Origin of the sequence: Microvirga roseola, from assembly GCF_020866965.1 — a bacterium.
Classification (GTDB): domain Bacteria; phylum Pseudomonadota; class Alphaproteobacteria; order Rhizobiales; family Beijerinckiaceae; genus Microvirga; species Microvirga roseola.
Genome location: NZ_JAJATX010000010.1, coordinates 108,997 through 115,417 on the forward strand (window position 1 = coordinate 108,997; position 6,421 = coordinate 115,417).

General features: G+C 63.1%; 6 protein-coding genes. 5 read left to right on the forward strand and 1 reads right to left on the reverse strand.

Annotation, left to right across the window (positions count from 1 at the left end):
* Positions 1–11 precede the first annotated feature (11 nt).
* The gene (locus tag LG661_RS09110; protein ID WP_230531561.1) at positions 12–743 is read left to right on the forward strand and encodes a glycosyltransferase family 2 protein; all 732 of its coding nucleotides are present in this window, start codon (positions 12–14) and stop codon (positions 741–743) included.
* A 1-nt stretch (position 744) separates the two neighbouring features.
* Positions 745–1,125 carry a lipid-A-disaccharide synthase N-terminal domain-containing protein gene (locus LG661_RS09115; RefSeq protein ID WP_230531562.1) on the forward strand — a complete coding sequence of 127 codons (381 nt, stop codon included), beginning with the start codon at positions 745–747 and terminating at the stop codon, positions 1,123–1,125.
* 27 nt (positions 1,126–1,152) lie between these two features.
* On the opposite strand, the gene metC is transcribed toward LG661_RS09115, so the two are convergent.
* Complete coding sequence (gene metC / locus LG661_RS09120) at positions 1,153–2,349, reverse strand: cystathionine beta-lyase (RefSeq protein ID WP_230531563.1); 1,197 nt, start codon at positions 2,347–2,349, stop codon at positions 1,153–1,155.
* A gap of 227 nt (positions 2,350–2,576) precedes the next feature.
* On the opposite strand from metC, the gene LG661_RS09125 reads away from it, so the two are divergent.
* The 3 genes from LG661_RS09125 to LG661_RS09135 all read left to right on the forward strand — a co-directional run bounded on the left by LG661_RS09125 (position 2,577) and on the right by LG661_RS09135 (position 6,268).
* Positions 2,577–3,596: an amino acid ABC transporter substrate-binding protein gene (locus LG661_RS09125; protein ID WP_230531564.1), complete on the forward strand. Its 1,020-nt coding sequence runs from the start codon at positions 2,577–2,579 to the stop codon at positions 3,594–3,596.
* A gap of 68 nt (positions 3,597–3,664) precedes the next feature.
* A complete protein-coding gene (locus LG661_RS09130) occupies positions 3,665–4,939 on the forward strand; it encodes an amino acid ABC transporter permease (RefSeq protein WP_407666687.1) in 1,275 nt (424 codons plus the stop codon).
* A 9-nt stretch (positions 4,940–4,948) separates the two neighbouring features.
* Positions 4,949–6,268, forward strand: coding sequence for an amino acid ABC transporter permease (locus LG661_RS09135; protein ID WP_230531566.1), 1,320 nt, complete (start codon positions 4,949–4,951; stop codon positions 6,266–6,268).
* Positions 6,269–6,421 lie beyond the last annotated feature (153 nt).

Here is a 6,421-nt window from a genome sequence, read left to right on the forward strand (position 1 = left end):
GCCCTGAACGGATGACTGATTCTTCCCCGGCCCCGCGCCTTAGCGTTGTGGTGCCCGTCAAGAACGAGGCGCTGAACGTGCTCCTCCTGGTAGAGGAGATCGAGCGCGCCTGTGCGCCATTGGCTCCTTTCGAGGTGATCTATGTGGATGACGGCTCGGCGGATGCGACCGCGGAGCAGGTCCTGAGCGCCAGGGCCACGCGCTCCTGGCTTCGCCTCGTGCGTCACGAGGTCGGCTGCGGCCAGAGCGCTGCCGTGCGCACCGGAGTTCTGGTCGCCCGCGCACCCATCATCGCGACCCTGGACGGGGACGGGCAGAACGATCCGGCCTTCATTCCACGGCTGGTGGCGGCGCTGGACGACCCGCAGGTCGCGCTTGCCGCCGGGCAGCGGGTAGGTCGCAAGGGCGCGGGCAAGAGGTGGCAGTCGCGGATTGCCAATGGGATCAGGGCGCAGGTCCTCAAGGATGGAACGCGGGATACGGGCTGTGGGCTCAAGGCCTTCCGGCGCGACGTTTACTTACGTCTGCCATATTTCGATGCTCTTCATCGCTTCATGCCGGCCCTCGTCAAGCGCGAGGGCTTTCACATTGCCCATGTGGACGTGGTCGACCGTCCGCGCAACGCGGGGCACTCCAATTACGGCTTGTTCGACCGGCTCTGGGTCGGCATTCTCGACCTCGCCGGGGTCTGGTGGCTGATCCGCCGCCGCCGCCGCGTGCCGATCGCTCAGGAGATCGTCTGACATGTTGATGCGCCTTTCACACGATCTCGGGCTCTATTTCTATGATCTCGTCATCGCCCGTTTCGATCTCTGGGCCGCCTTCGGGGTGCTGGCGCAATTTGTTTTCGGGGCGCGGTTCCTGGTCCAGTGGGTTGCGAGCGAGAAGGCTGAGAAGAGCGTCATTCCCGTTGGGTTCTGGTTCCTGTCCATCGCCGGCGGGCTGATGACCCTGGTCTATGGCTTCGCCCGTAAGGACATCGTCATCATCCTCGGCCAGTCCCTCTCGATCTTCATCTATGCCCGCAACCTGATGCTGATCGCGAAGGAAGCCAACCGAAAGGCCGGAATTACGGACGAGGTTCGGTCGACAGGCGATATGGAAGCCTCGGCGGGACAGGCCTGAAGCCGCCCGCCGAGATACTCGTATTTCTTACGCCGCCTCGGCACCCGTTTCGCGGAGCCGGGCGAAGCCCGCATCCAGATCGCGCTTGAGATCGTCGAGATCCTCCAGGCCGATGTGGAAGCGAAGCGCAGGGCCTTCCGGCGCCCACTTTGTCGCCGTGCGGTAGCTCGCACAGTTGAAGGGGATGACCAGGCTCTCGAACCCGCCCCAGGAATAGCCCATCCCGAACAGGGAGAGCCCGTCCAGCATGGCGGCCAGTGCCCTGTCCGAGAAGGGCTTGAGGATGACCGAGAACAGGCCGGACGAGCCCTTGAAGTCGCGCTTCCAGATCGCGTGGCCCGGATCGGTCTCGAGCGCCGGGTGAAGGACCCGGGCCACCTCCGGACGGGCGGCAAGCCAGCGCGCCATGTCGAGGGCCTGCTTCTCATGCTCCCGCAGCCTCAGGGCCATGGTGCGGAGACCGCGCAGGCCGAGGAACACGTCCTCAGGGCCCGGGCACATGGCGAAGGCGTCATAGGTCGCCCGCAGGTTCTTGAAGCAGCGCTCGTTGGCCGAGACCATGCCGAGCAGGAGGTCGGACCCGCCGCTGAGATACTTCGTGCCGGCCTCGATGGCGATGTCCACACCGCGCTCGTGGGGCGGGAAGAGCAGGGGGGTGGCCCAGGTATTGTCCATGAGCACCACGGCCCCATGCCTGTGCGCGACCTCGGCGATGGCCGGGATGTCCTGCATCTCGAAGGACTGGGAGCCGGGAGCTTCCGTAAAGACAGCCGTCGTGTTCGGACGGATCAGCGCCTCGATTCCGGCCCCGATCAGCGGGTCGTAGTAAGTGGTTTCCACACCAAATTTCTTGAGCACCCCCTCGCAGAACTGCCGGGTCGGCAGATAGACCGAGTCGGTCATCAGAAGGTGGTCGCCAGCCTTCAGGCAGGACATGAGGGCTACGGTGACAGCCGCGAGGCCTGAGGGCGCAAGCACCGTTCCGGCCGCCCGGGCCAACTCCGTCCAGGCGGTCTCGAGGGCCTCCGTCGTTGGTGTTCCCTTGGTTCCGTATGAGTAACGGCCCCGCCGGTGCAGGAGATCGTCGGTGGTCGGATAGAGAACGGTTGAGCCGCGATAGATGGGCGTATTCACGAATCCATGCTGCTCGAAGGGCTCGCGGCCGGCATGGACAAGCCGGGTGCGCTCTCCCAGATCGGCGGGTTTTGAAGGAGGCTTGGACATTGGATCTTGCGGTTAATGACGGGAAATTGATGTGAGGCCGAGGGGCTTGCGGCGTCAACCCCGGCACGGTGGAATCCCATCAAGACTTGACCAGTCATCAATCATGGAATGTGATGGGTCTTGATGCCGCCTCAATCGAAGCGGCGCGGAACGGTCACACGGGGGACTCGGAAGGCTCCATCAGAGAGCCGCCGAGCCGCGTCGACACAGTAGGAGAATACACTAACATGAAAAAGGCTATCGCAGCGGTTGCCTTCGGCCTCACGGCGGGCCTGTTCGCAACGGGCGCTTCGGCCCAGGCGACCCTCAACGGCGTGAAGCAGAAGGGATATCTGGTTTGCGGCTCGAACACGGGTCTCGCCGGCTTCGGTCTGCCCGATGCTCAGGGTAACTGGACGGGTCTCGACGTCGATCTCTGCCGCGCCATCTCGGCCGCCATCTTCGACGATCCGAGCAAGGTCCGCTTCATTCCGCTCGCCGCCAAGGATCGCTTCACGGCGCTCCAGTCGGGCGAGGTGGACGTTCTGTCGCGTAACTCGACGCACACCATGTCGCGCGACACACAGCTCGGCCTAGACTTCCCGGCCATCAACTACTTCGACGGCCAGGGCTTCATGGTCCGCAAGAAGCTCGGCGTGTCCTCGGCCAAAGAGCTCAACGGCGCCTCGATCTGCACCCAGCAGGGCACCACGACCGAGCTGAACCTCGCCGACTACTTCCGTGCCAACAACATGAAGTACGAAGTGGTGGCCTTCGCCACCTCGGACGAGACCTTCAAGGCCTACGACTCCGGCCGTTGCGATGCGTTCACGACGGATGCTTCCGGCCTCTACGCCGAGCGCCTGCGCGCTTCGAACCCGGACGATCACGTGGTTCTGCCCGAGATCATCTCCAAGGAGCCGCTCGGCCCGGCCGTTCGCCACGGCGATGATCAGTGGGGCGATCTCGTCCGCTGGACCCACATGGCGATGCTGAACGCCGAAGAACTCGGCGTGACCAAGGCCAATGTCGACCAGATGAGGAGCTCCGACAACCCGGAGATCAAGCGTCTGCTCGGCACCGAGGGCAAGTTCGGTGAGTCCATCGGCCTGACCAATGACTGGGCCTACCGGATCATCAAGCACGTCGGCAACTACGGCGAGGCCTTCGAGCGCAATGTCGGCGAGGGCTCCAGGCTGAAGATCAATCGCGGCCAGAACGCTCTCTGGACGAAGGGCGGCCTTCAGTACGGCATCCCGGTCCGCTAAGATCCCATGATTGGGGCGCCCGGCAACCCCGGGCGTCCCTTTATAATTTATAACATTGACGCCAGTTCATGGCGCCCGATGCTTGCATCAAGCCGGGGAGGACGGTCAGAGGCCATGCCAGCCGTCAAAGGAAGAGTTCAGTGCAGACAGTTGTGAGCCAGACATCGCCGCCGAAGAAGTCGGTTCTGTACGATCCGAAGGTCCGCGGTGTTTTCTATCAGGCCCTTCTCGTCGTCGTTGTCACCTATCTGTTCTATGTGGCGACGACGAACGCCATTGAGAATCTGCAGCGTGCGAAGATCGCCTCCGGCTTCGGCTTCCTCGACGTCACGGCCGGGTTCGACATCAGCCAGACCCTGTTCCAGTTCAGCGCCGCAGGCTCAACCTATGGTGAGGCCTTTCTCATTGGTCTGCTGAACACCCTCCTGGTTTCCGCCATCGGAATCGTCTTCGCGACCATTCTCGGGTTCACCATCGGCATCGCCCGGCTCTCCAGCAACTGGGTCGTGGCGAAGGTGGCAATGGTCTATGTCGAGGTCCTGCGCAACATCCCGCTGCTGGTGCAGCTCCTGTTCTGGTACATCGCGGTCCTCGGCTCCCTGCCGCATCCGCGCAATTCCTATGAATTCGGAGCCGGGTTCTACCTGAACGCCCGCGGCCTCTTCATGCCGCGCCCGCTCTATGCCTCCGATGCCTGGTTGATCGCCGCCGCTTTCCTCGTCGGTCTTGTCGGCACCTTCATCTACCGCCGCTGGGCGTGGCGCCGGCAGGAGCAGACCGGAGAGCAGGCTCCGGTCGGGCTCGTCAGCCTGGGTCTGATCCTCGGGCTTCCCGTCGCTACCTGGCTGGTCCTCACCCTTGCGGGTGCCAATCCCATCGGGGTGGAGATGCCCGAGAGAGGCACCTTCAACCTGACGGGCGGGATGCAGATCCTGCCCGAATTCGTAGCCCTGCTGCTGGGCCTGTCCACCTATACGGCCGCCTTCATCGCGGAGGTAGTCCGCGCCGGTATTCTCGCCGTGTCGAGAGGGCAGACGGAGGCTGCAGGCTCCCTCGGACTCACGCCGGGACAGACCTTGCGCCTTGTTGTCATTCCCCAGGCGATGCGCGTGATCATTCCGCCGCTGACGAGCCAGTATCTCAACCTCACAAAGAACTCGTCGCTGGCGGTGGCTATCGGCTATCCCGACCTCGTCCAGGTCTTCATGGGCACGGTCCTCAACCAGACGGGCCAGGCCATCGAGGTCATCGTCATCACCATGGGCGTGTATCTGACCATCAGCCTCATCACCTCGTACTTCATGAACATTTACAACCGCCGCGTGGCGATCGTTGAACGGTAGGAGTTTCTCATGAGCACCGCCGTCGATAGCCCCCACTTCGTCCGCGCCAATCAGGTGGAGGCGCTGCCGCCGCCGAATCTGACGCGCGGCCCCATTGCCTGGGCTCGTGAGAACCTTTTCTCGGGCCCGTTCAACACTCTGCTGACATTGGTGGTGCTCTACCTGCTCTATGTCAGCATCCCGCCGCTTGTGGAGTTCCTCTTCATCGATGCGGTCTGGACCGGCACGGGTCGTGAGGCCTGCCGCGCCGAAACGGCAGGCCGCGAAGTCGGCGCCTGCTGGGCGTTCATCTGGGACAAGATCAACTACTTTACCTATGGCTCCTACCCGGCTGACGAACGCTGGCGCGTCGACACTTTCTTCGTGCTCTTGGCCATCGGCGTCGTCTGGCTCCTGTGGCTGCGGGCACCGCGGCGGGATCTCGGGGCAATCTACTTCTTCTGGCTGTTCCCGGTCGCCTCCTACATCGTGCTGACCGGCGGAAACGCGGATTTCGGCGCCGGCTTCTGGACCGGGTTCCTGATCTTCGGTGCTCTGCTGATTGGACTTTTCACCCTCATCGCTGCCCTTCTGAAGACCTCCATCCGTCCGGCGCTCCTGATCGGGGGCGGTATTGTCGCCGTCATCGGGATCACGCTGGCTCTCGTCGATTTCGACTGGGGCCTCCAAAACGTGCCGACCTCGCTCTGGGGCGGCATTCTTGTGACGCTGCTGGTGGCGACCGTCGGCATCGTGTTCTCGCTGCCGTTCGGCGTCCTGCTTGCCCTGGGCAGGCGCTCCAAGCTCCCCATCGTGCGGATGGCGTCGGTCATCTTCATCGAGTTCGTGCGCGGCGTCCCCCTGATCACCGTTCTGATCATGGCCAACACCATGCTGCCGCTCTTCCTGCCGGGAGACATTACCGTCGACCGCCTGCTGCGACCTCTCATCGGCACTGCCTTCTTCGCCTCCGCCTATATGGCAGAGGTGGTGCGCGGAGGCCTTCAGGCTATCCCGAAGGGGCAGTACGAGGGCGCGATGTCGCTTGGCCTCAGCTATCCGCAGATGATGGTGTTCATTGTCCTTCCGCAGGCCCTGCGGATCGTGATCCCGGGCATCGTGAACACCTTCATCGGGCTATTCAAGGATACGTCCCTCGTCGCCATCGTCGGCATCTTCGATCTCATCAAGACCATCGAGGCGTCCCGCATTGACCCGGAATGGGCGGCTCCGACGATCAGCTATACGGGCTACGCCTTCGCAGCTTTCTTCTACTTCATCTTCTGCTGGAGCATGTCGCGCTATTCCCTCGGGGTCGAGCGGCGCCTTGCGGCAGGTCAGAAACGGTAAGATCCCATGGCAACGACAACCGCATCCCAGCAGATTCGTCCCACCGCCGTCGATCCCATGGCCGAGGCTGCCGTTGAGATGATCGACGTACACAAGTGGTTCGGTGAATTCCACGTTCTGCGTGACATCAACCTGAATGTGCGCCGGGGCGAG